The 25,044-nt window shown below is 47.4% G+C and carries 17 protein-coding genes; 12 read left to right on the top strand and 5 right to left on the bottom strand.

Annotated elements, in window-relative coordinates:
* Positions 1-279 precede the first annotated feature (279 nt).
* The 7 genes from GO755_RS12780 (at position 280) to GO755_RS12750 (ending at position 8,390) form a co-directional block, all read left to right on the top strand.
* The gene (locus tag GO755_RS12780; RefSeq protein ID WP_157585290.1) at positions 280-945 is read left to right on the top strand and encodes a TetR/AcrR family transcriptional regulator; all 666 of its coding nucleotides are present in this window, start codon (positions 280-282) and stop codon (positions 943-945) included.
* Between the two features lie 44 nt (positions 946-989).
* A complete protein-coding gene (locus tag GO755_RS12775; RefSeq protein WP_157585288.1) occupies positions 990-1,436 on the top strand; it encodes a phosphatidylglycerophosphatase A family protein in 447 nt (148 codons plus the stop codon).
* 6 nt (positions 1,437-1,442) lie between these two features.
* Positions 1,443-1,820: a GtrA family protein gene (locus GO755_RS12770; RefSeq protein WP_157585286.1), complete on the top strand. Its 378-nt coding sequence runs from the start codon at positions 1,443-1,445 to the stop codon at positions 1,818-1,820.
* Positions 1,817-4,387 carry a DUF5686 and carboxypeptidase-like regulatory domain-containing protein gene (locus tag GO755_RS12765; protein ID WP_157585284.1) on the top strand — a complete coding sequence of 857 codons (2,571 nt, stop codon included), beginning with the start codon at positions 1,817-1,819 and terminating at the stop codon, positions 4,385-4,387. The genes GO755_RS12770 and GO755_RS12765 overlap by 4 nt, the downstream gene beginning before the upstream one ends.
* 19 nt (positions 4,388-4,406) lie before the next feature.
* Positions 4,407-5,699 (top strand): DUF4833 domain-containing protein, encoded by a 1,293-nt coding sequence (locus tag GO755_RS12760; RefSeq protein ID WP_157585282.1) that lies wholly within the window; start codon positions 4,407-4,409, stop codon positions 5,697-5,699.
* Positions 5,700-5,722: 23 nt separating this feature from the next.
* On the top strand, positions 5,723-6,658 hold the full coding sequence (locus tag GO755_RS12755; RefSeq protein ID WP_157585280.1) for a phosphatase PAP2 family protein: 936 nt from the start codon (positions 5,723-5,725) through the stop codon (positions 6,656-6,658).
* Between the two features lie 328 nt (positions 6,659-6,986).
* Positions 6,987-8,390 carry a PQQ-dependent sugar dehydrogenase gene (locus GO755_RS12750; protein WP_157585278.1) on the top strand — a complete coding sequence of 468 codons (1,404 nt, stop codon included), beginning with the start codon at positions 6,987-6,989 and terminating at the stop codon, positions 8,388-8,390.
* Positions 8,391-8,431: 41 nt separating this feature from the next.
* On the opposite strand, the gene GO755_RS12745 is transcribed toward GO755_RS12750, so the two are convergent.
* On the bottom strand, positions 8,432-9,091 hold the full coding sequence (locus GO755_RS12745; RefSeq protein ID WP_157585276.1) for a YdcF family protein: 660 nt from the start codon (positions 9,089-9,091) through the stop codon (positions 8,432-8,434).
* 200 nt (positions 9,092-9,291) lie between these two features.
* Here GO755_RS12745 and GO755_RS12740 point away from each other — a divergent pair, with 200 nt between their 5' ends.
* The 5 genes from GO755_RS12740 (at position 9,292) to GO755_RS12720 (ending at position 17,579) form a co-directional block, all read left to right on the top strand.
* Positions 9,292-9,429, top strand: a complete 138-nt coding sequence (locus tag GO755_RS12740; RefSeq protein ID WP_157585274.1) for a class I lanthipeptide — start codon at positions 9,292-9,294, stop codon at positions 9,427-9,429.
* A gap of 170 nt (positions 9,430-9,599) precedes the next feature.
* Entirely contained in the window at positions 9,600-12,776 is a 3,177-nt protein-coding gene (locus GO755_RS12735; RefSeq protein ID WP_157585272.1) for a lantibiotic dehydratase, read from the top strand.
* A 10-nt stretch (positions 12,777-12,786) separates the two neighbouring features.
* Complete coding sequence (locus GO755_RS12730) at positions 12,787-15,021, top strand: peptidase domain-containing ABC transporter (RefSeq protein ID WP_198174823.1); 2,235 nt, start codon at positions 12,787-12,789, stop codon at positions 15,019-15,021.
* 46 nt (positions 15,022-15,067) lie between these two features.
* Positions 15,068-16,339, top strand: coding sequence for an HlyD family secretion protein (locus tag GO755_RS12725; protein ID WP_157585268.1), 1,272 nt, complete (start codon positions 15,068-15,070; stop codon positions 16,337-16,339).
* A gap of 19 nt (positions 16,340-16,358) precedes the next feature.
* Positions 16,359-17,579: a lanthionine synthetase C family protein gene (locus GO755_RS12720; protein ID WP_157585267.1), complete on the top strand. Its 1,221-nt coding sequence runs from the start codon at positions 16,359-16,361 to the stop codon at positions 17,577-17,579.
* A gap of 141 nt (positions 17,580-17,720) precedes the next feature.
* Here GO755_RS12720 and GO755_RS12715 read toward each other — a convergent pair whose 3' ends face one another.
* The 4 genes from GO755_RS12715 to GO755_RS12700 form a co-directional block, all read right to left on the bottom strand.
* Positions 17,721-18,851, bottom strand: a complete 1,131-nt coding sequence (locus tag GO755_RS12715; protein WP_157585265.1) for an efflux RND transporter periplasmic adaptor subunit — start codon at positions 18,849-18,851, stop codon at positions 17,721-17,723.
* A 15-nt stretch (positions 18,852-18,866) separates the two neighbouring features.
* On the bottom strand, positions 18,867-22,130 hold the full coding sequence (locus GO755_RS12710; protein ID WP_157585263.1) for an efflux RND transporter permease subunit: 3,264 nt from the start codon (positions 22,128-22,130) through the stop codon (positions 18,867-18,869).
* 10 nt (positions 22,131-22,140) lie between these two features.
* Positions 22,141-23,571: a TolC family protein gene (locus GO755_RS12705; protein ID WP_157585261.1), complete on the bottom strand. Its 1,431-nt coding sequence runs from the start codon at positions 23,569-23,571 to the stop codon at positions 22,141-22,143.
* Between the two features lie 84 nt (positions 23,572-23,655).
* On the bottom strand, positions 23,656-25,044 hold the full coding sequence (locus tag GO755_RS12700) for a HAMP domain-containing sensor histidine kinase (RefSeq protein ID WP_157585259.1): 1,389 nt from the start codon (positions 25,042-25,044) through the stop codon (positions 23,656-23,658).

Genomic DNA, 25,044 nt, shown 5'->3' with positions numbered 1-25,044 from the left:
ACAGGTTAAGTTTACTAGTTGAGAATATGTAGTTCAGCACACTTGCTTGATTATCGTTAATGTCCTAATTAATCCCATATTAATCTTATACAACATTGAGGATCACGGCATTACGATGATTTATATCAAGTAGGTTCGTCATTGTAAAAGGGATAAGCCGATTAGAGTTCGTAATGTTCCCCATCATCGAATTATTTAAAACATATAATTTAAACATTTGCTTAAATCATTTGGCAAATATAGTTGACTGACTGTACCTTTGCTCAACAAATTGGAATAATGATGAAATGTGCTAGTTCAACGGAAGAGAAAATTAAGGACGCAGCGAGGAAAGTATTCCTGGAAAAAGGCTTTGAGGGAGCTACCACTCGTGATATTGCCAAGGAAGCCGGGCTGAATTGTGCCTTAATGAATTACTATTTCCGTAGTAAGGAAAAACTCTTCGCAACCGTCTTCGAGGAAATGCTTCAGCTTTTCTTCCAGGGCATGACAACTGTGCTCCACAAGCCTATTAGTCTGAAAGAGAAACTAGTTGAGTTAATCGAGCACGATTTTCAGACGTTCAAGAGCAATCCGAGTCTGTGCATATTTATTCTGAATGAATTGCATCGTGCCCCAGACCATTTGGTGAATATTATACAGGCGGCCAAAACCCAGGCTGCTTTACTCTTTGAGCAGCAACTCAAAGAAGCCATCGATCAGGGTATCGTGCGGCCTGTTAATACGCATCACGTATTAAGTCTATTGCTTTCGAATACTCAATTCATTTTTCTGGGAAAAGCCCTTACCATGAATACCTGGCAAATGAATGAGGATGATTTTAATACCTATGCTGAAGACCATAAACAGCTTATTACTCAAATGATTGTCAACTTTTTATTCATTGCTGACCCCGAGATTGAGCTTAGACAGCACGGCTCGGAATCAGCCGTTTTATCTCACTGATTTACTTAAAGGACTCGCTTTCAGCGACTAAATTCTATAACACAATGCATAAATTAATTGCTACTGGCCTGGGTATTGGCTACATCCGCAAGGGTGGAGGTACAGTAGCTGCCATTGTGTGTTGTGGAATCTGGTATCTGGCACAGTCGGTTCACTATCCATTTTTTGCCCCGATCCTGATTACCATTGGCATTACAGCGGTGGGCATTTGGTCGGCCAATGTGGTTGAAGAGCAATGGGGTAAAGACAGTTATCGCGTCGTTATCGACGAAATAGCGGGCATGTGCCTGAGCTTGTTGTTCATCCCGATTAACGAAAAAAGTCTGCTGGCTGGTCTCGTTTTGTTTCGTCTGTTCGACATCGCGAAACCCTTCGGCATCCGAAAGTTGGAGAAACTGCGTGGGGGCTGGGGCGTCATGTTCGACGATCTGCTTGCCGGGCTTTATGCAAACTTGATCTTACAGGGAGCTCTGGCGCTGAGTATTTTATAAAACGTTATGCAAACATTCCTTAAAGTTCAGGCCACCTCGCTCATAGCTACCGGGATCGACTTTCTAACGACGATTCTTTGTGTGCAATTATGGCAAATCTGGTATTTATCAGCCAGTGTAACGGGCGCTGTTGTTGGTGGACTGGCCAGTTTTATTATCTCAAAAAAATGGGCGTTCGCCGGTAATAACCAGCCCGTTGCGTCGCAGTTTAGCCGGTTTGTTTTGGTTTGGCTCGGCAATGCAGCGGCTAATGCAGCCGGTCTTTATGTGGCCACTCATTTTCTGGACATCCAATATCTACTAGCTAAAACAGCTGTAGGGATTCTGGTGGGTGTCAGTTACAATTATTTTCTGCAAAAAGACTTCGTCTTCACCATGTCATGAACTATTTACTTCACAGCGTATTTTATCGAACAGTCCTGCTTCTGAGCGGGTTGCTGTTTTTGATTTCTGGTTTAACCCGCGCCCAGACGACCACCGTCACTGGAACTATTATTGACGGGGCTACGAATCAGCCCTTACCATTCGCCAACATCGTTTTTGTTGGAACTACCATTGGTACGACCAGTAATGACCGGGGTACGTATACGTTGACCGGGAACGGCAATTACGACAAACTTGCCATCTCATTTCTTGGCTACAAATCGATTACGAAAAGCATTACACCGGGTAAATCGCAGCAGGTTACCGTTCGGTTGGAGCCAGATGCACAGCAGTTGAATGAGGTTGTTATTCGCAAAGGCAAACAGGAACGGTATCGCAATAAAAATAATCCGGCGGTTGAGCTGATTCGAAATGTGATTAGCCACAAAGAGCAGAATCAGATTGGTCATTATGCCTACGCAGCCTATGAGGAATACGACAAGTTGCAATTTTCACTCAGTAGCTTATCCACGAAAGTATCGGATCGAAAGATTTTCCAGAAATATAAGTTTCTGCTAAATAACCGGGATACTACGACTTTGCCGGGTAAGTCACTGCTGCCTGTTTATCTGGAAGAAAAAGTATCGGATGCCTATTACCGCAAAGATCCACAGAAGGAGAAAGTCATTATTAAAGCCAAAAAACGGGTCGATTTTGGTCAGTATTTTGATAGCAATGGACTCAGTCTTTATTTAAACCGGATGTATTCGAAGGTCGATATTTATTCAAATTCGATCTTCTTGATGACCAACCAGTTCCTAAGTCCGATTGCCACGAATGCCCCTCTTTTTTATCAATATTATCTGGCCGATACGCTTACTATTGGCAAGAACAAACTGATCGGCTTGAACTTTGTACCCCGTAATGGAACCGATATGCTGTTCGAAGGAAAGATGTACGTAACGCTAGACAGTAATTATGCGGTACAAAAAATTAACCTGACAGTCAATCCCAAAATCAACCTGAACTGGGTTCGCGACTTGCAGATTCGGCTGCAATTCGAGCAAAATACCGATGGCAAATACTACCTCAACAAAAGTGATATGCTGGCCGACTTTGGGCTTAGTAAAGGCGGCAAGGGTGGCGGTATTTTCGGTCAGCGAACCCTGTCTTATCGAAACTATAAAACGGACGAAGCACACATCGATAGTTTTTATGATGGTCAGCCACAAGTAGTAGAAGCCGACGCCGATAAGAAACCGGATCAGTTCTGGCTGGTTAGTCGACATGATTCTCTTTCGGCTGCCGAATCGAAGATCTACACCAACATTGATAGCTTAAAACGAATGCCCTCGTTTCGGCGAACGATGGAGGCTTTAACGTTCCTGTTGGCTGGTTATAAATCATTCGGGCCTTTTGAGATGGGACCAGCCAATACGTTCTATAGCTTCAACCCGGTTGAGGGCTTTCGGCTACGATTGGGTGGACGTACCACACCTGAGCTGAGTAAACGGTACTACGCCGAAACGTATGCTGCATATGGGTTCAAAGACCAACGCTGGAAGTATTTTTTGAGTGGAACGTATTCCATTAATAATAAGACGATTTACCAGTTTCCACAAAACTACGTTCGGGCCAGTTTCCAGCGCGATACAAAAATTCCAGGGCAGGAGCTTCAATTTGTGCAGGAAGACAACTTTCTGCTGTCGTTCAAACGCGGTGTTAACGACAAATGGCTGTACAACGATACCTGGCGCATTGACTATGTTCACGAATTTGAAAACCATTTTTCATACAACATCGGCTTTAAAAACTGGCAACAATCGCCAGCAGGAGCTTTGCAGTTTAAACAACCTGAAGAAAATGACAGCGCCCCCTCACATACGTTAACCACTACAGAATTCTCGGTGGAAGCCCGCTGGGCACCCAATGAACAGTTCTATCAGGGCAAGATTTACCGGGTGCCCATTGTAGGGCGTTATCCGGTCTATACGCTGCGCTTTACGGCTGGGGTGAAAGGGTTACTCAACAGTACCTATAATTACCAAAACCTGACTGGAAGCATTAGTAAACGCTTCTATCTGTCGCAACTGGGTTATACCAACGTAGCCGTACAGGGAGGCTATATTTTCGGCCAGGTACCTTTCCCACTCCTGACTATTCACCGGGCCAACCAGACATACGCCTATCAATTGAATTCGTATAACCTGATGAATTTTCTGGAATTCGTCAGTGACCACTATGCCAGTGTAAACATTGATCACTCATTTAATGGGTTCTTCTTCAATAAAATCCCATTGTTTAAGAAACTGAAATGGCGGGAGGCCATTTCATTCAAAGCGCTTTATGGCGGTTTACGAAGCCAAAATGATCCGCAGCAGAACCCCTCCTTATACGAGTTCCCGACCAATGCATCGGGTGTACTTACAACGTACACCTTAAACAAAACGCCTTATATCGAAGCAAGTGCGGGCGTCGCCAATGTGCTGAAGTTTTTCCGGATTGATCTGGTTAAACGACTTAATTATTTAGATCATCCAAATGTATCGCAATGGGGTATCCGTGCCCGCGCCACGTTTGATTTTTAACACAATACGCCTACTTACTATGGAACAGGCACTTACATTCAGAACTAGAGTTCAATTAGGAATATATACCGTCATCAATCCTTTTGTCAGATTGCTGATCCGGTTAGGGCTAACGCCCAATATGGTTACGGTCATTGGTCTTGTCTTAAATATTGGCGTTGCCGTAATCTTCATTCTGGGGGCCCAGCAGGGTAACCGGGGCGATTTAAGTTACATTGGCTGGGCTGGTGCGCTGGTGCTTTTTGCGGGTTTATTTGATATGCTCGATGGCCAGGTAGCGCGACTAGGCAAGATGAGTTCCCTGTCCGGAGCGCTAATCGATTCGGTACTGGATCGGTATAGTGAATTGATCATGTTTCTGGGCATTTGTTATTACCTGATTGCCCATCACTACTTTTTCGGTTCGCTGTTTGCCTTTATTGCGCTGATTGGTTCCATGATGGTGAGCTATACCCGCGCTCGTGCCGAAGGATTGGGCATCGAGAGCAAAGGTGGGCTTATGCAACGTCCCGAACGAGTCATTACCATTGGGGTATCAGCATTGGCTTGTGGCTGTTTTGCTCCTTTGCTTGGTCCCGATTTTAAAATCTTTGTGCCAGGTATTCCTGTGCACGTTTTTGAAACGATGTCGATTTTTACATTACCCCTTACGATCATGGCTTTCATGACTAACTGGACGGCTTATAATCGGCTGATGGATGCTAAAAAAGCGCTCGATCAGAAAGAAAAATCGACCGTCCGACCAACCGCCCTGGTCATGGCATTTTTAGTGCTGGCCACTTCGCTCGGGCAGCCAGTTACAGCGAAAGGCGTATCTGGCGACAAGCCTCAAAAGAATAAAGTAGTCACGAGTTTTCCGGTGCCTCAAAACGTACCGAATCAGTTATTTTACCTTCAGCGCGATCCTAATACGAACACGATTATCTGTGCTTTGAATCTAAAAAACGGGAAACTGGACAAGCAAGACCCAGTTCATGTTTTCTGGATTCGCTATACCGAACAGAACCAACAGGAGGAGCTTTCCTATATTCAGCGGACGTTTGCGTATGGTATTAAAGCGCGGCCTCTGTCAAACGAAGAATACGAGCTGAACTTTGTGTCGTACAAGAAATTTCCCCTTCGTCTGGTCAAATCGGAGCAAGATTCAGGCTACTATGTATATGCTACTGTAAATCAGAAAAAGGTGATTTTAAAACGCCTTTACCTTCATATTGAAGGTGGTACGTTTTGGGCGCCAAACGTAAAATATATTCAGGTAGAAGGCACTAACGCGTCTACTGGTGAAAATATGGTTGAACGGATTATGGTCTGATTCCGTACTTGTTTACTACTAAAATGATCACAAATTCATCAATTGCCAGCCCATCTCTTTATAAACAGATTCTAACACTAAGCCTGATCTCACTGACCTATCTGCTGCTATCCTTTATGCTGATTGGCTTCAAGTCGGACCAGTTGGTGTTGATTGGCTTAGTGAATGGATTGTATTTTGCCTCCGACCAAAGCCGTAAGTTTCTGATCGGCTTTTCGATTTTCATTGTGTACTGGATCGTGTTCGATTACATGAAAGCGTTTCCGAATTATCGATACAATGATGTACACATAGAATCACTATATCGACTGGAAAAGAAGCTTTTCGGCATTTCGTACGGCTCGTCGATTCTGACGCCTAATGAATACTGGCTGGCTCATCGAACTACGCTACTAAACGTATTGACCGGGTTGTTTTATGTTAGCTGGATTCCTATCCCGCTCTTATTCGCTACGTATCTTTTTATCAAAAACAGGCCTGCGTTCTATCCCCTGGCGCTGACATTTGTGCTGGTCAATCTGCTGGGTTTTGTGATCTACTATGTTTATCCGGCGGCTCCGCCCTGGTATATACAGGCCTATGGCTTTACGTTTCATCCGCAAACACCGGGCAATACCGCTGGTTTGGCCAATTTTGACCAGTATTTTGGTATCTCGCTCTTCCACTCTATTTACACTAAAAGCTCGAATGTGTTTGCCGCCATGCCTTCGCTGCACTCGTCTTATCCGGTGATTGTTCTGTACTACGGCCTAAAAAACAAAATGGGTCTGGTCAATTTATTCTTTGCCATTGTGATGGTAGGTATTTGGTTTTCAGCCGTCTACACAAGTCACCATTATGTGTTGGACGTATTGGCCGGTATTACCTGCGCTGTAGTCGGTATTACGCTGTTTAATCAGATGTCCAAAACACGCTGGCTAACTGCTTTTAGTCAGCAAATGGTTGCTTTGACGGCTTAACAGACGTTAGGAATTGCGTAAGCGTAAGCTATGGATTTGCTCTGGTTATACTAAAAAAGAAGCTTGACAGGGTCAAGCTTCTTTAACCAACCTAATCTTCAAGGTAGATAAATCAGGGGTTGTAACCCTAACTAACCTACCTATCTATATAGTGAGCTTATGCATCGGTATATACCCTCTCATAAGAGAAAATTATAATAAGATCTTCTTATTTGTATAGTCAGGGTTGGCGTACGAAAACGAATTGCCACTCGCAGTAGTTGACTTACTATCCTCTAATCTTCAACTAAAAAAGACTGGTATGAATGAGGTCTTAATGACATCCTCCATGTATCGAATACTACTTGTAAGTGTTGGCATTTTACTGAACCTACCTATTTATTCGTCCGCTCAAACTGGTGAGATCGTCTATAAGACGTACTGTGCCGGCTGTCATGGTGCACAATTACAAGGCAGTGTGGCACCGGCTCTACTAAAAAAAGACTGGAAACATGGTGGAGACCGAAATTCAATCCTGAAAACAATACGAAACGGAATTCCCTCTACCGAGATGATCAAGTGGGAGGGTGTCCTTTCGGCAAAGCAGATCGAGGACGTTACTGACTTTATTCTCAAGGCCCAGACTTCGCCAGAGATCGTCAGTAAGATTGAGTTACCACTCGATATAACCACGAAACTCTACTCCCTCAAGATAGAAAAGCTCATTACAGAGGGAATTAAAGGACCCTGGGGGATTGAGTTTGTCGATGCGAATCATGCGCTAATCACGGGGAAGTTTGGGGATCTTTACTGGATGGTGAACGGGAAACTTGATACCCGACCCATAACCGGCCTGCCCAAAACGTATGCCTATGATATGGTTGGGGGAATGATGGATTTGGCACTGGACCCTGCTTATTCAAAAAACGGCTGGATTTACCTGGCTTTTAGTCATAATTCAAAAAACAGCACCGACAAAACGATGCCCGGCATGACCAAGATTGTCCGGGGTAAAGTTCAGAATCATCAATGGATTGACGAGCAAACGTTATTTCAGGTAAATGACTCCCTGCAAGTAAGCGGTGGCACGCGGTGGGGATGCCGCCTACTGTTTGATAAACAAGGGTTTCTCTATTTTACGATTGGGGATATGAATCGCGCCCAGGATTCACAAATTCTGTCAAGACCTTCCGGCAAAGTTTATCGCATCAATAGCGATGGATCGATTCCGAAAGATAATCCTCTTTATGGAAAAGAAAATGATTTACAGGCTATCTACAGCTGGGGTAACCGAAACGTGGAGGGGCTGGCGCAGCATCCGGTAACGGGCGTACTGTATGCGAGTGAACATGGCCCACAAGGGGGCGATGAATTGAATATTCTGAAGAAGGGAGCCAACTATGGATGGCCAGTTATCACCTACGGCATTGACTATAATGGGAGCATTATCTCTAAGGAAACGCAGAAAGAAGGCATGGAGCAGCCCATTACCTATTGGACTCCATCTATTGCCGTATGCCCTATTGAATTTGTAACCAGCCCTCAGTTTGCAAAGTGGAAAAATAACCTGCTTGTTGGCGCTCTCAAGTTTGAAGAAATCCGACGACTGGTTATTGACCGCGATCAGGTTATTGAACAGGAGATTTTACTGAAAGGATATGGTCGCATACGCGATTTAAAGATTGGGCCAGATGGCGCTTTATACGTGCTGACCAATACACCGGATGCCCTGTTGCGGATTACACCCAAGTGAAGCACGGGCAAGCTGGAATGTAAGTTTACAGTAGCCCTCAACTAGCTGGTAGCCAAATGGCGATCATAGCCTGCCTGAATCAATGCTTCATAGGCCGCCCATACCTCAGTCGGGATAGGTTGAGGTATCTGAAAACCCTTCTCGGGATAAAGTTGTATTCGTTGCAGGTCTCCCACCATGATACTAATCACATCATCGGGAGTCAGTGCGGGGTTCGTATATTGACTTAAATACGTGTCAAACGAATCCTGGGGTGAGGTAACAAGTACGTCTTTTCCAGGCCACACTTTTTTGAAAGTGGCAAAGCTCCGACGTTCCATATAGGGTTTTTGAACCACGATAAACCGCTCTATCTCCAGCTGATGTTGTTCCAGCAACTGTTTGGTAAACAGCACATTTTCACCTGTATTACTGGATTGGTTTTCAATCAGGATCTGCTGGGCTGGTACGCCCATATCCAGCGCAATTCGTGCAAATAACTCCGCTTCGGGTTCCGACCACATGTGCCGGGTAATAACTCCCAATCCGCCCGAGAATATAAGTAAGGGTGCCCAGCCTTCTAAAAATAGCTCCGCCCCTCGTTGGGCTACCCGCAGGTCATGACTACAAAGTACTAAAATGGCATCTGCTTTGGTCAGTGAATGATTCAGGTGATGATACTCCCAAAGTGTGAGGGCCTGCTGGCGTATATGATCAGTCATTTCGGTCAATTCAGATTCAATACTATTTGTCGGCAAAATTCTGTCAGTTACCAATAAAATCCTACCAGTTATAAGCTCTCATTTCATTAGCGCTCGCCAATCTGCCAAGTTTGTATCGGCAAAACGAAAACGCCACAGGAGACGCTGAAAACCTACTAGAGTAAGCAACAAATCAAACAACAAGTAATCAAATTAAAATCATGAAAAAGCAAGTTTCGAAAATCACCCTGAAAACCGACACCATCGTTTCTTTATCAAAAGCACAGGCGCAAAACGTAGTTGGTGGTGCAAAGTGTAACTCACGCTCAAACTGCAGCACTGCTATTTGCAGTCTCTAATTGTAGCTTGTACCCACGAGCTTTAGCCCGTGTTATTGTTATAGTCCATATACGGGCTAAAGCCCGTGGGTACAGGATAACGTGTTCCGCTAGAAAATGAAGGAGTTTTATTCAGTTAAAACTCCTTCATTTTTTCCAGCCCTTCTCAATACCGATCACTACAACTCTTTATGAAAACGACTACGTTCGAAACGGCTTTTGTCCGGATTCCAGTTGCCGGTTTTGCCGCCATCGACGAGCTCGACTGGTCTAAACTGAGCCAGCAACTTCAACACCCGGCCTTTCTGGAAGCACTTTATGTAGCGTCTCCAGCGTTGTACGAAGAAGCCATTCACCTCGATTTCGGTCGTCAGCCCGACGAAAAAACGCGTCGGATTATCTATCCCCTCCTTAAATACTTATCCCGATACGCTACGCGCTGTACCCCCTTTGGACTATTCGGCGGTTTCGCTACGGTGCCCATTGAGACAACACCAACGAATATACGTATAGCTGATACCGGTAGATTAAAACGAGTGGTTCGACTCGATATGAACTACCTCTGTGCCCTGGCTCAGGATTTGGAAAAACACCCCGATGTGAAACCACATCTGCACTTTTTTCCGAATTCCAGTCTGTACGAAGTAGCGAATCAATATCGCTACGTTGTCTATCGCTACGACGAGAGTGGCCAGCGCATGCACCACCTTAGCAGTGCCGAAAAGAGTGATTATCTGGCCTGTTTATTTCAAAAAGCTCAGTCGGGCGTTTCCATAAATGACCTGGCCCGTGAGCTGGTATCCGACGAGATTAGTTTGGAAGATGCCCACGATTTTGTAGAATCGGTCATTGATGCCCAGTTACTGGTTAGTGAGCTGGAACCATCGCTGACAGGAGCTGATTTTTTAGTGCAAATTCTGACCTTTCTGGAAACGATTGGTCGCCAACACCCTTCTGCCGAGCTGCTGCATATCGTGGCTTTGTTGCAGAAGGTTTATGTTGATCTGAAAACTATCGAAACGCAGGAGCAACAGCCCTCGATTGAAGCACTGAGTCAGGTAGAGCAGACGCTGGGTCAACTAGCCACGCCGTTCGACCGGAAAGTGCTGTTTCAGATTGATACCTACCTTCCTACGCTCTCCGGCCAGTTAAACCGGGGACTCATCAATAAATTGATTGCCAGGATTCCAACGCTCCTCAAACTGACCCCTCAACGAGACGGAGCGTTGGCTGATTTTCGACGGCGTTTTGTCGACAAATATGAGGATGAAGAGATTCCTCTGGTCATTGCGCTGGACCCTGAAATGGGGATCGGTTTTCCGGGTGGTGGCGATCCGCTTGATACGTCTCCGCTGGTAGAAGGCATTACCGCTGGAAAAACGACAGAGGCCAAACGTAGCTGGACAATCGAGCCAGAGCAAGCGTATCTGTTCCAAAAAGTAGCCGAAGCGCAACTCAATCGGGCGTATCAGATTACCATCGCCGAAGACGAATTAGCGGCCTTGCCCCTACCGTCGGGACATACTAATCTGCCCCCAACCAATGCTGCTCTTTTTTCGGTAATCCGCGAAAACGGTCGGGAAGCATTTGTACTGAATAGTGTCAGTGGAGCGACGGGAGCCATGTTGTTAGGTCGTTTTGGGCATACTGATCCAACCGTGCTGAATTTACTGCATCAAATTAGCGAGGCTGAAGATCAGGTCTGGCCCGATGTCATTTTCGCCGATATTGTTCATTTACCCGAAGCGCGCACCGGCAATATCATCATCCGGCCGCAATTAAAAACCTATCAGATTCCGTATCTGGGCAAAGCCTCTGTTGATCGTGATCATCAGCTTCCGGTAACAGATTTGATGATTTGCGTACGGAACGATCAGATTGTGTTACGGTCGCAATCACTTAATAAAATCATTGTACCCAGGCTGGCCAACGCCCACAATTATTCGCATCTCGACTCGCTGGATATTTACCACTTTCTGTGCGCGTTGCAGGAGCAATCCATTCGCCCGTTCATGGGGGTAGGGCTGCATGGCGCAACGTCGATGTTTGTTTTTGTGCCACGCATTGTGCTCGATACGATAATTCTGTCCGAGGCTCACTGGAACTGTCAGGCACAGCATGTGAAACCGCTGATTGCAGCCTTAAAACAAAACGAATGGCCTGCACTACGTAGTGAAATTGAGCGCTGGCGGGCGCAATATGGCATTCCGCGTCACATTTGCCTGGTCGATTATGACAACGAGTTATACGTCGATCTGGAAAATCAGTGGCTGTCTGAAATGTTTGTCAACGAAATTAAATCCAAGTCCACGTTCACGGTTAAGGAATTCCTGTATCGGGCCGATAATGCCGTTGTGCAATCGGACGGAAACTGGCATACCAATCAGTTTGTCGTGGCATTCAAAAACGAGTCGGAAGCGATTCATCCGCAACTCCGGCTGGCTACTGAACGACCCCGATTGCAGGTTACACGCAAGTTTCTCACGGGCTCAGACTGGCTTTATTACAAGATTTATACAGGCATCAAAACCGCTGATAGTCTACTGACGAATGTCCTGTATCCGATGGCACAACGTTTTGACAGACAAGGTTGGATCGATAAATTTTTCTTTATTCGTTACGGTGATCCCGAAGGACATATCCGCATTCGTTTCCATCTGAGACATTCATCTTTTCTGAGTGATGTTGTCCAGGAAATACACGATAGTCTGCTGCCATTTCTGGAAAACAAGAGCGTTACCTCCGTGGTGAATGACACCTATAATCGGGAACTGGAGCGCTATGGCGCCAACTCAATCGACGCCGTTGAAAACTACTTTCACGTAGATAGTCAGGCGATTATGCAATTTCTGAACCTGATTGAAGGAGCCGAAGGCGAAGAGTGCCGGTGGCGATTCGGAATGAAACTGACCGATACACTACTGACCGATTTTGGCTTCGATTTGAAAGCCAGGCTAGACTTCGCTGAACTTCAGGCGGCCAACTTTGGGCGGGAGTTTGGCTACAATACAAGCCTGAAAAAGCAACTCGATACCCGCTACAAGGAAATTGAATCGGCCATCAACGAACTCCTCGCTGAAACCAATGATGATTACGCATTTTTATACGAACTGAATCAGCAACGGCAGGCAGCATTACGTCCATTTGTCAGCCTGATTATGAAGCTGGACGAACGGGGAGAACTGGCAATTCCACTACGTTCGCTGCTGGCCAGCCTGATCCATATGACCACCAACCGACTCTTTATGGGGCGGCAGCGGTTCGTGGAATATTCCATTTACTATCACCTGCACAAACAGTATCGGACTGAATATGGCCGGACCGTATTGGCTCGCAGAAAATCAATGCCGGAAGCTCTCGTCTGCTAAACCCACAACGATGAAAAACGTATTCAAGACGGTGTTAGGTGGTAAGGTGAGTCCTTATGCGTTGATCGACCGGTTTCCGCATATCGAGCAGGGAGGAAGCATGGATTGCGGCCCGACCTGCCTGGCCATGATTTTTAAGCATTATGGTTCTCAGGATGTGCGGCAATTGCTGACGAAACTGAGCGAAATAACGACCGAAGGCAGTAGTCTATACGATTTGATGGAAGTGGCCGAAAGTTTCGGTTTTAAGACCGAAGGCTACGAACTGGATTATCCGTATCTGCAACAGATTCAGTTGCCGTGCATCGCCCATTACGAAGGCCAGCATTTTGTGGTTGTCTATGAGTCTACCGATGCCTACGTGCGCGTATCCGATCCGGCTTTTGGCAAAACCCGTTACACCCGAGAAGAATTTGAGAACAAGTGGGGTGGCATTGTGCTGGAAGTAAAACCAACCGAAAAATTCTACCAAGGCACTGACTTACAGGAAGCCGCCCAGCAACAACAGAAGCAAAAAGCGTCCATCTTCCGGCAGCTGTACCTGCCTATTCTAAAAGAGGGCAAACGGTCGCTGTTCGAAGTTTTTCTGTTTTCGCTGGTACTGGAACTGGTTGGCCTGGTGTTGCCGCTGTTCACGCAAACCATGCTCGACAACGTGCTGATCAACCAGAATCGCAAGTTGCTGGTGGGCATTCTGGCGGGGCTGTTGCTGGTTTTTGTAGTTCAGGTCGTGTTGACTTACTCCCGCTCTATGCTGATGATGCATTACCGCTTTCGGTTCGAGACCGAATTCATGGGCAAGTTTTTCGAGCGATTGATTTCGTTGAAACAAACCTACTATGACAACCGCAAGCGGGAAGAATTTATGTCGCGGTTTCAGGAAGGAATTAGCATTCGCCAACTAACTAATCCGATTATTATTCAGCAGTTTCTGGACGTTGTGTTCATGCTGATTTACTTCCCGATCCTGTTCAATTTCAATGTACAGTTAGGCACCATTGCATTGTGCTGTTTCATGGCCTACGGCCTGACAACAATCTATTTTATCCCGATTGTTAAGAACCTTCGGGCGAAAGTATACCATAAAAATCAGGCCTCCTTAGGTGGTTTTATGGATACACTGCTGGGCATAAAAACGGTCAAATTGCTATCCATCGAGCGGTACAAACAGGTTCGCTGGAAGCAACTCCACCGGGAGTCGATCAACTCTGTGATGGCCGATGAGGAGAAGCAGATTCTGATCAATTCGATGCAGCGACTTATTTTTATCTTCAGCCAGATTGCCGTCTATTGGGTAGGTGCGTACCAGATTTTTACGGGCCAGTTAAGCATCGGACAATACATGGCGTTCACGGCCATTTTCATGATCCTGATGAATTCGGTCAACAGTGTCAGCATGCTCTGGATGATGGTGACCCAGCTCAGTGTGAGCTTCGATAAAGTGAACGAGATTTTTCTGGAAGAGCCGGAAAAGGCCGATGTGCAACAGCAAACGTCCCATTTTTCGAATGGGCCTATTCGCTTCAATAATGTTTCCTTTCGCTACCATCAGAAGGATTCAAAATACGTTCTGAAGAACCTGAACTGCGAGATTCGACCGGGCGAACGTATCGGTATTGTGGGACGCAACGGCACGGGTAAATCGACCTTTGTCAAACTGCTCATGAACCTCTATCCGCAGTATGAAGGCCAGATAATTTGCGGAGATACCGAACTGCGCGACATTCATCCGAAAGTGCTACGTAAGCATGTTCACCTGTTTCCGCAGGATACTTATGTTTTCAACGATACAATCAAAGAAAACATCCGTTGCGCCAATCTGGCGGCATCGACAGAACGCATTGTTGAAGCGGCTCAACTGGCCGATTTGCACCAGTTTGTCAAATCGAATCACATGGGTTACAACCACATGATCGGTAGTTTCGGTAGTAATCTGTCTGGAGGGCAGGTGTTAAAAATCGGTTTTGCCCGGTTGTTTGTCGCCGATCAACCCGACATTATTATTCTGGACGAAGCCAGTAGTGCGCTGGACGTAGAAACCGAGCGTCGAATATTAGACAATGTGTACGAGCAGTTTAAAGGCAAGACAATCATCTCGATCGCCCATCGACTGCATACGCTCAAAAACGTTGACCGGATTCTGGTCTTCGACAGCGGCACCATTGCCGAACAGGGAAATCACGCAGAATTGATTGATAAACAAGGCATTTACTACGACTTCATCAAAACCTACATTGACTACTAGGTGATGTATAATACATCATACATCCTATATCATACGTCTTATACCTATGAATGCGCTGTTAGCTGAGTTGGACGAAAAGCAGTACGAAGACTTATACCACGTTGATGATGCTCCCCTGGCCGATGTACGTCAGCGTGTGCTGAGTCGACTGGCATGGTGGTCGGTTGTACTGGTTATAATCGGTGCGGGAATGGGATTGACGATCCGGTTTCCGGATATGATTCAGGTGCCTTTTGTGGTGAAATCGGAAGTAGCAGAAGCGATGTATCGATTCCCTTCGACCATGTACGTTGAGCAAACGTTTGTTAAAGTGGGGCAGCACGTAGAAGCCGGAACACCATTGCTGGAAGTAAGCGCTCCTGACGTAGCTGCGCTGGTCGATGAATTTTCGATAGCCGGCACCAAACTAGCTCAATACCAGCAATTCAAGACGGCATCGACGGGCAACGAACGCCAAATGCTTGCACTGAGCAGCGTACAACTTCAGGAAGACATCCGGCTGAAAGAAATGCAGCTCGACGTATTGCAAACGAAGTGGACATCGGAGTCGGTTAAATTGCAGTACGAGCAACAGGAAGCACAGCGATTATTCAAGGTCAATCAGGGATTTTACCGCGACGGCGACATCAGTCGCAATGATTTAAACGGGTTTGAAGCGGCCCAGTTAAGAGCCCAATATGCCTATCAGACAGCCGCGCAGAATTTCCGGCAGGACGAACGCGCACTGCGGCAGCAGATTAAGTCAAACAGGCTGGAAATTAGCAGTATAAGTCAAAAATCAACCAAAACAGGTACCGATTTTCAGGCAGAGGGTGCTCTTCTTCGTAGTTCGCTGGAGGCCATTCGGAAACGTATTCAGGGGCGATTTGGCGCGTTTGCGGTAACATCAGACAATCACCTGATTTTGAAAGCCGAGCGGACGGGCACGGTATCGTTTGTCTTTAATGGGGAAAAAGAAGCTGCACCAGGCGCAACGGTCCTCAAGATGATTTATAAACAGGCTCCTTTTTACGCATCTACTCAGGTGAATTCGTCGCGCATTGGTCAGGTTAAAACCGGGCAGGCGGTGGTACTGAAACTAGATGCTTATCCAGTGTACGAATGGGGAACTGTACAGGGTACGATCAGCCAGGTATCGCTCACCCCCGATGAAAAAGGCATGTTTACCATTCAGATTCAATTGACCGATTATCAGCGCCTTGCCAATAAAGTTCGCATAGGTATGCAGGGCCAGGGTAATATCGTCTTTGCCGATCGAACACTGGCCGACTACACCTTCCGCAAATTCCGCAAGGTAACGACAGAGCTGACGCAGTAGATTCAACTAACATACTACGATGAACAACGACCTTATAATTGACCAGCAAACCAGTGTTGAAACCCTGTTGCACAGAATTTACAAACACGTAGCCGAGCAACCCGTTGATGAATCGGTTTCGTTGCTGGACGGCCAGGCGGGATTCGCCCTGTTTGAAAGTTACTACCACCGCCATTTCGGGATTAACGATACCAGTCGGGTGTGGGATCGTCTGGGTGCCAGTATCGACGCGATTAGCTCCGGTAAGGTTGTCCATACGTTCGGAAGTGGTATTACGGGTATTGCCTGGAGCCTCTTGCACTTAGCCAATAATGGATTTCTAGACGATAGTGAAGACGATCCTCAGGAGATTATTGCCGCGCTCGATGAACCCTTATTCATGCTATCAATGGATAATCTGAGTGTCGGTGACTTCGATTACCTGCACGGAGGTTTAGGTGCCTGTTTGTACTTTCTGGAACGTCGGCCCACGCCCGAAATAGATGCTTATCTCACGAAATTAGTCGCTCAATTAGAGGCAATAGCAGTCAAAAAAGACAACGGCGGTACAACCTGGGTGTTCACGAATTTTGGGCAACGCAAACCCGGCGATCTAATCGATTACAACATTGGTCTATCGCACGGAACGGCGAGTATTGTTGCCATTCTTTGCCTGCTGTATAACCGGGGCTACGCCCAGTCGACATGCGCCCGATTAATTGAAGGCACATTGAACTGGATGTGGAGTTGCCGCAATAAGCAGAACATTGCGGTATTTCCAAGTCGCGTCCTCGACGAGCCAAGGGATGAATTCAGTCGTTTGGGGTGGTGTTATGGCGATTTAGGTATTGCCAATGCGTTCGGAATGGCGGGAGAAACCCTACGAAATGACCACTGGAAACAGATTGCAGACTATACGCTTCTGAAAACACCCTCGCGTCGAAGCCGAAAAGATACATCCATTTCAGACGCAGGATTTTGTCACGGCTCAGCAGGGGCTTCCTATCTATATTCCCGATATGCCACTCGCTATCAGGCTCCGGCTTTGGAAGAAGCCTCTCAGTATTGGCTAGACGATACCTTGAGCCGAGCAGCACCCACTTACGAAAAGGACATTTTTCTGGCCCACTCCCGCATCAATGGAGCCGATTTGTACCATCCTAATCTGGGACTTTTAGAGGGCGAATCGGGGATAGGGCTCGCCTTATTAACCCACCTGGGCGCTAGTCCTGCCTGGGAGCGACTCTTCTTACTATCCTAATGTAAACGACAATTTGACTAACCAGTTCTTTACTAGGTTTATCATTCGACCGGCGCAAACAATACCAAATAAACAGAACATTAAACTAACGTAAATCAAGGATTAGGGAACCAACACCTACGAATTTCCATGGCCAACTCATTAATTGATCATTTGTGCCTTCACAGTTGCCCCATCAGCAAGATCTTCACTGGCCGACCTAATGACAATATCGCCTGGCTTCAAGTCACCAAAAATCTGCGTCTGCCCACCCGAATCATCCCCTTTTTGCACCGTTATCTTAACCACTTTACCCGCTATGAGTTTCAACACATAAGTGCGATCTAACGTACTGATCACTGCCGATTTAGGCACGTATAAACTACCCTGAACGGAGGAATTAACGGGCAATCTTGCCGAAGCAAACATACCAGGCTTTAGCTTTCCATACTTATTTTGAAAATCAATTTCGATGAGCTCAGAGCGAGTTTCGGGTCGTACATTATTGGCGATCCGATTGATGTGACCAGTGAATGTTTGATTTGGAAAGCTACGCACTGAAAATTGGACTGGATTTCCCCGGCGAATATCCCCTAAATAAGCTTCCGGCACGGCAAGTCGCAATCGAAGCCTATCCAGCTGTTTGATCTTTAGCATGGGCACACCATTCTGTCCACCCGGCCCTACAAATGCACCGGGCGATAGTCTCCGATCAGTAATGACACCTGTGAAGGGAGCTGTTATTTTCAGGTAACTGACCAGTTGTTCAACGGAGTTATAATGGGCGTTGGCAGCTACTACGGCTAAACTATCGGAGACGGCTTTAGTACGGGAAACATCCAGGTCAACGGGAGAGATGGCACCCAGCGTGCGACTGGTACGCAGGACTCGCAGAAAGGTTCCTTTGCTGGCGCCATAAACGGCTTCGGCCGCTTTCACCTTCGAGTAGGCTTCTGTCAAATTAGCCGTTAGCTCCGGGGCTTCCAGTTCGGCCAATACTTGTCCTTTTTTTACCTGATCACCAATATCGACGTGTAACGCTTTGACGTAACTGCTAACCCGTGGATACAGGTCGGTTTCATAATAACTTTCCAATTCACCCGGTAGGTTTAGCTCAGAAGTAGGCCGTGAAGCAGTAACCTTGACGGTTTCATAGTGGATTTCTTCCTCAACCGGGGTTTCGTCCATATGACTCTTTTCGGCCGACGAATTACCGCACTGACTCAATAAAAAGCCGGTACTGATCAAGACAACCAGACTTATACTACATTTATTAAACGAATATGCATTCATAATTTTAATGGCTAATTAGTAGATAAGGCTTGCTTCAGACACTTCGGAAACGGCCAATGGCGTGCCATCATAGACGGTACTTGTGGGATCATCCGGGTCAAGGGATGGAGAGTCAAAGTCTGTCTTCCGTTGAACGGCGGCAAACACAACGGGGAGGATCAATAAAGCAGCTATAGTCGAGAAGAACAGCCCTCCAATAACGGCCCGACCTAGTGGAGCTGTTTGTTCGCCCGACTCACCCAGGCCGCTGGCCATTGGAATCATACCAGCAATCATAGCCAGAGCCGTCATCAAAATAGGCCTTAACCGGGCAGCACCCGCTACACGGGCAGCAGCCCTGGCGTCCCGATAGCGTAGCCGCAGCGTTTCTGCATTAGTGACCAATAGCAGTGCATTCGCTACAGATACGCCCACCGACATGATGATGCCCATGTAGGATTGTAGATTCAGCGTTTGCCCCGTCGCCAACAATAAAGTGAGTGAACCAGCCAGTACCGCAGGAATACTTACCAGAACAACACTCGCCACTTTAAACGATTGATAATTGGCAGCCAGTAGCAGGAAAATCACTACAATCGCCAGTCCAAGACCAACTTGCAGACTACTCAGGGTTTCCTGAAGCAGTTGAGCCAACCCTCGCAACTCCACTACCGACCCTTTAGGCGGGTCACCTGCGGCTTTAATTGCTGACTGCACATCGCGCGTTGCCGTACCTAAATCGTTGTGATTGATATTGGCCGATACGGTAATAATTCGCCGGGGACCGATGCGGTCATATTGGCCTGGCACAGTCGTCGATTTGATGGTCGCTACGTCGCCCAGCGTTGGTCGTAACTGGCCTTTAACCAGGGGGATTGCCTGAATATCAGCTACCGATTTCATCTGATCCTGTTCCAGTTGAATCTGCACCTGATAGGCAAACCCTTTACTTTGATCGAGCCATAGGTTTTTGGCCGTAAACCGGCTCGATGACGTAGCAGCTACCAACGACTTCGAAATTTCGTCGGTGCTCAGGCCCAACTGGGCGGCCCGTTCGCGATCAACCTGAATCGTTATCGTCGGGTAGCTAAGGGGTTGGTTAATTCGTAGGTCGCGCAGGTAGGAAATCTCACGCAGGCGAGTCAACAGTCGATTGGCGTAGCGTTGTCCTTCGGTCAGATCTTTGCCACCTACCAGGATTTCGATGGGTGTTTGAGCACCCTGGCTCATAATCTTATCCGTCAGATCGATAGGCTCGAATGATAGCTGGACACCGGGCATCTTCTGGCGAACTCGTCGGCGAATTTGCTCCTTCAGGAAATCCAATGATTCAACTGTGTAGTCATCAGAAAGTGTTACTTGCAGAACAGCTTCGTGTGGACCAGAATTGAATACATACAAGGCACTGGTACCATAACTAGAGGGCGTCATTCCTACAAAAGCCGAAGATATTGCGATGTTCTTCTTGCCAACCAGATCGCCGATTTGCCGGATAACCTGCTTGGTCAACTCTTCCGTACGTTCGATACGTAGACCTTGTGGCCCTACAATGCGCACCTGAAACTGGTGGGCGTGATTCTGCCGGGGCATCATGTCCTGGCCAATCTGAGTAAAGCCAATCCCGATCAACACAGTACACAGGATTATATATATCCCAATAACCAGCCCCCTCCGCACCATTAATTTATCTAACAGATTTAGGTACCCTAGTTTAAAACGCTCGAAACCAGTCACTTTTTCGGGATGTTTTTCTTCGTACTGCTCTTGTCGGGTCTCAGGTTTATCCGCTAAATCAGGTAAAATACTCAGATTATGAGGACTTGCCAGATGATGGTTCTTCAGCCACCAGTTGGCCACCACGGGTACAAACACCTGCGATAATACATAAGACGCCATAATCGAAAAGCCGACCGAGAGCGAGAGTGGCAGAAACATCCCGCGTGGCACGCCACTCATAAGAAAAGCGGGAGCAAATACGGCTAGAATACAGAGTGTAATCAGCAACAGTGGAAACGACATTTCCAGACAGGCATCCAGAATGGCACGCGCTTTGGGCTTTCCCATTTCCAGATGCTGGTGAATGTTTTCAATTACCACAGTGGCTTGGTCGACCAGAATGCCAATGGCCAGTGCCAGACCCGAAAGTGTCATAATATTAATGGTCTGACCAGTCAGATTCAGTAATAAAATAGCACTCAGAATCGAAATCGGAATAGTCAGAATTACAATCAGCGAGCTACGCCAGTCGCCCAAAAACAGCAGTACCATCAAGCCCGTCAGAATTGCACCCAAGCCGCCTTCGACGGCCAAACTATGCACAGCTTGTGTAACGTATTTAGACTGGTCAAATTCGTACGAAAGCTGTACATAGTCGGGCAATAACGCCTTCATTTCGGGCAGTTTGGCCTTCAGTGCGTTTACAACACTCATGGTCGAGGCATCCGCACTTTTGGTCACGGGAATGTAAACCGATCGTTTTCCATTGACAAGGGCGTAACCAACTGTTATGTCGGTGGCGTCTTCTACTGTAGCCACATCCCGCAGAAACACGGTTGGACCCACACCCTTACGGAGGGGTATATCCATGAACTCATTCACTTTGTCCAGTACTGTATTGCTGGGCGTCATAACCGTATAATCACCGATCTGAACACTCCCAGCGGGCGAAATCTGGTTGTTTTTTACTACCGCCTGCACAATTTCATCGGGCGTCAGTTCATAACTACGCATCCGTTCTGGATCAACTTTCACGACGACGGTACGTTCATTCCCCCCAAACGGGGGCGGGGCTGACGCGCCTGGGATCTGTGAAAATAAAGGTCTAATGCGTGTAGAGGCTAAATCCTGCATTTCCCCCAACGATGCCCGACGACTACTGAAGACGAGCTGCCCCACGGGCAGGCTCGATGCGTCAAACCGCACAACGGTAGGTGGTACGGTTCCGGGTGGCAAGTAGTTCATCACACGACTAACCTGGTTGGCCACTTCGCCGGATACCTGCGCCATATTCGCATCTTCGTAGAATGTACATTTGACCAGACAGAGACCCTGAATATTTTTCACCTCGACCCCCTTGATACCCGATACGTAAAGCAGCTGGTTTTGATAGCGAGTAGCAATGAAGCCTTCCATCTGAGCGGGTGTCATCCCACCATAAGGCTGGGCAATGTAAATCGTGGGCAGGTTCAGTCGGGGAAAAATATCTACCGGAATCTGGAGTAGCGCCAGGACCGCAAATAACACAACACCCGCCAGCGCGACGATCACAGTAATTGGTTTAGCTAAAGCCGATTTGATCATGTTAGTCGAGTTATCGGGGAAGTTGTTGAAGAAAGGAATCTAGATCACCGGTACTAGCCGCTCGAAGCAGTAAGGCTCGCCACACGCTATTGGTTACCAGCGCTTGATCGACTTCTGCCCGATTGAGCAAAGCGGTCGTTTGCGTGAGTGATAAAATGTTGTCGAGCCCTGATTCATAGCGAGCCTGCGACTGGATATAGGCCTGTTCAGCGGCATTTAGTTGCAAGGGTGCCTGTTCGGCTCGTGCCTGGGCTAACTCAAGTTGCAACGTGGCGTTCTGACCAGCTACCTGAAGGGCCAATACCTGTTGATCGTATGTTTGTCGAACCGCATTAATACGCTCCTGCTGCGCCGAAAGAACGTATTTTGTGCGAAATAAATCGGTGGGGCGCCAAATTGCCGTTACGCCCACAATGTAGTTGTAGGCTCGTAAGGGTAAACCGGCACCCAGCGAGGGATCGATTCTAAAGGTACCATCAGACTGCGCTTGTTCACTAATACCCGAACCCCTGCCTTGCAATGAACCAAGTACGGAAATTGACGGCAGCGCGGCTGCTTTAAGTAGTGTTTCGCTGGCCCGTCCCAATTCAATCGCTTTTTGAAAGGGGCGTAATTGCGGATGAATCGCAGCTGCATTCTCAGGCGCAATTGGGCGTTGTGGGATTCGGTTATAAAAAATCATTGAATCCAGTTGTACGGTAGGATTGGGCTGACCAATAAATTCCGTGAGTCGAAGTGCCTGCTGCTGGGCTAGTTGCTGACTTTCCAGCACCTGAAGTCGGGCGCGGGCTACCTCGGCGTTGGCAATCGAGCTGTCGATACCCGGTCGAAGCCCCCCCTCGGTACTGGCTTTTATAATACGTTGCAGTGCCTGAGCCCGCCGGAGATTCGCCGTTTGTAGAGCAACTGCTTTCCGGGCATTGAGCGCCAGTAGATACGCATCGCAAACACGTATCTGATGCGTAAATAATTCGCCTTCGTAATCGGCCTGGGCCTGCTCAATGGCTAAGTGGGCCTGGTTACGACGGGCTTGCCTGCGGCCAAACGTCACAGCCTCCCAGTCAACAACCAGCGAGGCTCCGCTCGTCCAGTTTGCCTGATTATTGAACCCATCAGTACGAACGCCCGATATAGGCAACAGAAGTCCTCCGTTGGAAACATAGGCACCCCTCACCTGATTCGATGTAGCATTCAGCGTCTGTGCCTGAACACCAGCCTGAGGCAATAAAGCCAGATTTAATGCCTGAGCATCGGCTTCGGCGGCACGAATAGTGGCCAATTTGCCGCGCAGAACAGGGTAATTTGTGCGGGCAAGTTCCAGCGCTTTGACCAGTGTAAGCTGATTCTGAATGGCTGGTTCCGGCTGAGCCATGCAATAGCCTGTCCCAAAAACTGCCAGTGTTGTTAATAGCCAAAAATAGTGTCTTTCTCCGTCGAACATGAGCCTGTTTCGGTGAATAAGGCCAAAGGTATGGTCGGGAGATTAGAACGAAATTAGAGCCAAATTAGACGTTATTAGAACGGCTCAGGCTTGATGTAATGGCAGAACGACTTCTGTTATGGTACCACCACCCACACGAGGTCGCAAGTGCAGTTGGCCATGATGGAGCGAAATAATACGGTACGCCAGAGTCAATCCAATACCGAAGCCGTCGATAGTCTGCACATTTGAGCCACGTACCAACGGCAATAGTACCCGATCTTCTTCGCCAGGTGTCAAGCCAATACCCCGGTCTTCAATTCGAATGCGGGCTCGTTGTTCAGTATCCATCTCCAGATGCAAAGCAACGGGTTGACCGTTGGAGTATTTTACTGCATTGTCCAGTAGATTCAATAAGGCCGTTTTAAGCAACGTCCTATTTCCCCATACGCAAATCGGCGTGGGTTGTTCGAGGATACCGTCACTAACCTGCACCGACAAAGATTGACCAGGGCGTTGCTGTCCAAGCGTATCAGCTGCGTCCAATGTTACGTCAACCAGTTCGAGTTGCTGCCGGTCAATCTGCGCGTCTACACCGTCGATACGGGCCAGTTGCAGGAGGCCATTGGAAAGCGCAGTTAATTTATCTAACTCTGTAACTGCCTGTGCCATACCCCGTTTCAAACTATTGGCGTCGGCATCATAGAGGATAGACGTTTCCAGCCAGCCCTTAATAGTGGTCAATGGCGTACGTAGTTCATGCGATGCCTGGGCAATAAAGGATCGTTGATTTTCGACTAATCGCTCCTGGCGAGTGAGCAACTCATTGAACGCGTGTGCCAACACCCCTACTTCGTCTTGTGGATTGTCGGGCTGTAATCGGAATGTTAGGGTGCTGGCTGCAGGCGCCTTAAGTTGTACAATCAGGTTGTTGAGTGGTTTTAAGGCCTGCCGGGCGAAGACAAAACCCATGATTAGAACAATACCGATAGCGACTGCATTACCAATGAGAAATAGGTCCCGCAATTCATGCTGCCGTAGATAGCCATCTGTGTCATAGGCCGTTACAATGGCTACATATTCTTTCCCATCGGGCGATGGCGACACACTGGCATAGGTCAGGGCGACGCCGTCTTTAGGATAAAGATGCCCAGGGCTTTCGTACTGAAACCGAACCAGTCGCTTACGCCGAACCTGTTGTCGGAAGTCTGCCTGAGACACAAAGTCGTTGTGTTCCTGACTCGTGTAAATCAGGCTGTCTGTGGGCGAATAGACAAACTCAACCTGTTCGGGCATGGAGGTGATTACGCTACCCGCTACTGAGCCTCGCAACGTTAGCAATTGCTCGGTTACGCGCGCCTTTCGTTCCAGCCGATCTTCAATGGATCGCTGCCGAAAGTTGGCGTAAGTGATATAGACATACACCGAAAAAATGAGTAGGATACTAGCAACCAGCGACGAAAACCAGAGAATGAGTTTGTATTTGATTTGCAT

Origin of the sequence: Spirosoma arboris (assembly GCF_009754945.1) — a bacterium.
GTDB classification, from domain to species: domain Bacteria; phylum Bacteroidota; class Bacteroidia; order Cytophagales; family Spirosomataceae; genus Spirosoma; species Spirosoma arboris.
Note: the sequence above shows the minus strand (reverse complement) of the source record. Positions and strands in the feature narration are given on the sequence as shown.